This window comes from uncultured Meiothermus sp. (assembly GCF_937863175.1).
In the GTDB taxonomy this organism is placed as follows: domain Bacteria; phylum Deinococcota; class Deinococci; order Deinococcales; family Thermaceae; genus Meiothermus.
On sequence record NZ_CALMCQ010000125.1, the window covers coordinates 1 to 3,330 of the forward strand.

6 protein-coding genes are annotated in these 3,330 nt (G+C 58.5%); 1 reads left to right on the forward strand and 5 read right to left on the reverse strand.

Features of this window, described 5'->3' with window-relative positions:
• Window positions 1–33 precede the first annotated feature (33 nt).
• From soxA to Q0288_RS05205, 4 genes are read right to left on the reverse strand one after another with little or no spacing between them, the layout of a single operon-like run.
• Window positions 34–825 carry a sulfur oxidation c-type cytochrome SoxA gene (gene soxA / locus Q0288_RS05190; RefSeq protein WP_299428204.1) on the reverse strand — a complete coding sequence of 264 codons (792 nt, stop codon included), beginning with the start codon at window positions 823–825 and terminating at the stop codon, window positions 34–36.
• 9 nt (window positions 826–834) lie between these two features.
• Window positions 835–1,161, reverse strand: coding sequence for a thiosulfate oxidation carrier complex protein SoxZ (soxZ, locus tag Q0288_RS05195; protein ID WP_299428207.1), 327 nt, complete (start codon window positions 1,159–1,161; stop codon window positions 835–837).
• Between the two features lie 11 nt (window positions 1,162–1,172).
• Window positions 1,173–1,634 (reverse strand): thiosulfate oxidation carrier protein SoxY, encoded by a 462-nt coding sequence (soxY, locus tag Q0288_RS05200; RefSeq protein WP_299428210.1) that lies wholly within the window; start codon window positions 1,632–1,634, stop codon window positions 1,173–1,175.
• A complete protein-coding gene (locus tag Q0288_RS05205; protein ID WP_299428213.1) occupies window positions 1,627–2,073 on the reverse strand; it encodes a thioredoxin fold domain-containing protein in 447 nt (148 codons plus the stop codon). Before Q0288_RS05205 ends, soxY begins: the two co-directional genes overlap by 8 nt.
• Window positions 2,074–2,504: 431 nt before the next feature.
• On the opposite strand from Q0288_RS05205, the gene Q0288_RS05210 reads away from it, so the two are divergent.
• Window positions 2,505–2,984, forward strand: coding sequence for a TlpA disulfide reductase family protein (locus Q0288_RS05210; RefSeq protein WP_299428216.1), 480 nt, complete (start codon window positions 2,505–2,507; stop codon window positions 2,982–2,984).
• Here Q0288_RS05210 and Q0288_RS05215 read toward each other — a convergent pair.
• On the reverse strand, window positions 2,975–3,330 hold a 356-nt coding region (locus Q0288_RS05215; RefSeq protein WP_299428219.1), incomplete at its 5' end, for a sulfite exporter TauE/SafE family protein. The genes Q0288_RS05210 and Q0288_RS05215 overlap by 10 nt on opposite strands.

The following is a 3,330-nucleotide window of genomic DNA, read 5'->3' on the forward strand; positions in this document are numbered from 1 at the left end:
CGCAGGTAGATAGAATCGCCGCACAAAACCTTCCTAGCGTATGAAACCCGGCAGATCCATCCGAGCCCCGTTGGCCTGCACATTCATAAAGAGGGTCAGGGCAATGAGGGGGACGGGGTCGATCTCGGGAGCGGGCATGCTCAGGTTGGCGTAGCAGGCCCGGATGCGGTCAGCCATGGTCCAGGCCTGGTCGTTGGAGTAACGGAAGGCGGGCCAGTGGCTGGCTGCGCGTTTGTCCTTGAGGATGTCCGAGTAGGGGAGCAGCCCAGCTCGCCTGCCCACATAGCTCACGTGGCAGGTGGCACAACCCATATCGCGAGGGCCAGCTCGCAGGTTGAAAAGCTGCTCGCCCAGCGCGTACAGTTGCCGTTCTTGGGGCATTAGTGGCCGCACCGCTACTGGCTGCTCGTTGGAAAGCGATGCCAGGTAAAAAGCCATAGCCACCACCTCGCTCCGCCGGATCTCCTCGGGGCGGAAGCCCTGCAAGCGCACCATACAACTGCGGATACGCGAGTCGAGGTCTTCCACCCGGCGGGTGTCGAAGAAGTAGCGGGGCAGCCGGCCCACCACCCCCTCGAGCCTCCCCAATCCCCGGCCAAAGTCGCAGTTCTCGAGGGAAGCGTTCCTGGGGCCGCGCCTGGCTTTGAATAGCTCCTCACCCTGCACTACATATAAATCGCTGGGCAGAATGCCCCCGCTCTGCTCCAGGAGTTGCTTCTTTTGCTTTTCGGCCTCCTTGGCCGGATCGCCTTCCTCCTGGGCCAGCACCAACAGGCTAAAAAGGGCCAGTACAGCCACCCCTATCAGACGCCAGAAGCGACCCATACGCGCCCTTTAAGCCAGCACCAGCTCTGCGGTTCTCTCGCCGGTTTGACCGTTCAGGTCTTTGCAGGTGACCTTGATCTGCCCTGCCTTGCTGGCCCTCATCTTGAAAGCAAACAGGGGATTGGCGCTGGTGCCAGGGCCTGGCCGGACCTGGGCGATGACCTGACCGTCCAGAACGACGCCGACCTCATTAATGTAGTTAGCGGGGATCAGATTGCCGCCCGCATCCCGACGGGTGCCGGGTTCCATGGCGTGCTGCGCCACGATCTGGATACGAACTTCCTCACCGGCTTTGGGCCTGGCCGGGTTGAACCGAACCAAAATATTAATTGCCATTGTGCTCCTCCTTACCCGCAGCCACCTACTGTTACCCGCACCGACTGTGAGGCCATCAAGAACCTGCCGTCTTTGGTTTCGATCACCGCCCGCACCGGGGCCGTCTCGGCGACGCGTACCCGGGTGGCATAGTAGGGCAGTACCCCCGCTAGAGTCGTGCTAAAGAGCAGCGGATTGGCGTTCTTGTCACAGAAACAATGGATAGCTTTTACCTGGTCTGCTGGCAGGTTCACCTCGATCTCCACTGGAACATTGGCCCCCGATTCGGCAATGGAAGGGGCCACCAGACGAACATCCCGAGAAGCAGTCAGGTCTCTTACCCCCCGCTTCAGGGTCGCCTGAAGCCCCTTTTCCAGGTTGGCGAGATCCTCGCCCTCGAGGGCACTCTGAGCCAGCCCCGAAGTGAGCTGGGAGGCCAGCACCGCACCCGCTACCGCCCCTGCTGAGGCTTTCAAAAACCTTCTTCTATCCACAAACCCCGCCTCCCACTACTGCACAGATCTGCTGAAGCTCTTTCAGAAACTGCGCTCGGGTACGGCTGCCAAACAGCCGCCCCACTTCTTTCCACGTACCCCCCTGGGGTACGAAAAAGACCAAACTGGGAGTGCCAAACGCCCGCATCTGCGAACTGAGGACGCGTCCTTCGGGACTGTGGCTATCCACGCTGGCTACCACGAAGCGGCGCTCGAGGGTTCTCGAAACCGCCGCGTCGGAAAGCACATAGGTGTTCATCTGGTCGCAGTAGGGGCAGGCCTCGCCCCAGAAATAAACCATCAAGATGCGCCCATACGACTGGGCATACTGGCTGGCCTGGGCATAGGGATACCAGCGGTCGAAGTCAACTCCTTGGGCCTTGACTACCAGCAAGGGCCAGATCAGTGCCAAAAAAACCAACCGAATAATCGCGCGCATAAGGTTTCTCGAGTTTTCGATGGACTCAATTCTATACTACCCAGGGGTATATACGTCAACAGCCTCCAAGCGGGTCCTTTGGTTCAACGCGCTATTTATTCTTTATCGGACAAATTTCTTCCGCCTCGCTCTTTTGCTTATTCTTTCTGGTATACGGCCCATCAACCGGAGTGAGCTTCTTGCTACAAAGCCCAGAAACTGCACCCCATACTGGGGTAACTGGTGGCGATGCGGCCATTTGAGCAAGTGAAGTGCCCTATGCTTTTGGGCATCGGTACCTGCTTTGCTTCATGGACTGTGCTAAGTGTTAACTCTCCCGAGGTGTGTGGCGGAACCCCTTGTGTTTTTACGGGGATTGCTTTGTGATATCCTTGCGCCAAATACCCTCTACAGGTATGCACTGATAGCAAAACCTTGAACAGGGAGGAAATATGAACCGCTGGTTGGCAACCCTGGTTTTGTTTGCAATAGCCCTCTCAGCCTCGCCAGGTCAGACCGCTCCAGATTTTCGGCTACGCGATGCATCCGGCAAGGTCTACACGCTGGCTAGTTTCAAGGGCAAGCCGGTAGTAATCACCTTCTGGGCCAGTTGGTGCCCGATCTGCAAAACCGAACTCCCCAAGCTGCACAAGCTGGCTCAGGAGTACAAAGTACCCTTTGTGGTTATCAGCCGCGAACCCCGTGACACGGCCCAGGTTATACGGGATTACATGAAAACCTATCCCGCCTTTCTGCCTTTGCTGGCCATGCCTGGAGGCGATACCCCGGTGGTGGTGGCCAACCGGTTCCGAACCCTGGGACATCCATGGACATTCGTCCTGGACGGGGAAGGAAAGGTAGTCAACCTGTATGCGGGAAGGGTAGATGTGGAGGCGCTTGGAGACGATTTGGCCCTGGCGGGCTATCCGTGAAACACCCGGGGCAGGTTCTGCCACAGGATAAACACTCCCATCACTACCAGAAAGCCCGCAAAACCCCGACGCAAAGCTAGTTGTGGAATGCGACCCGCAATCCGCCCACCCAACAGACTGCCCACAATTCCCAGTCCAGCGAACAGTAGCACGATATCCCAGTTCACGGTGTAGCCCTGTCCGGGCAGCAGCAACAGGTATTTATAGAATCCGCTGGCTGACTTCATGGCCACTACCAGCAGGCTGGTACCCACCGCCAGGTGCATGGACAGCCCGCCCAGCAAGACCAGGGCCGGCACGATCAGGAAGCCCCCGCCGATGCCGAAGAAACCGGCGGCCGCACCTA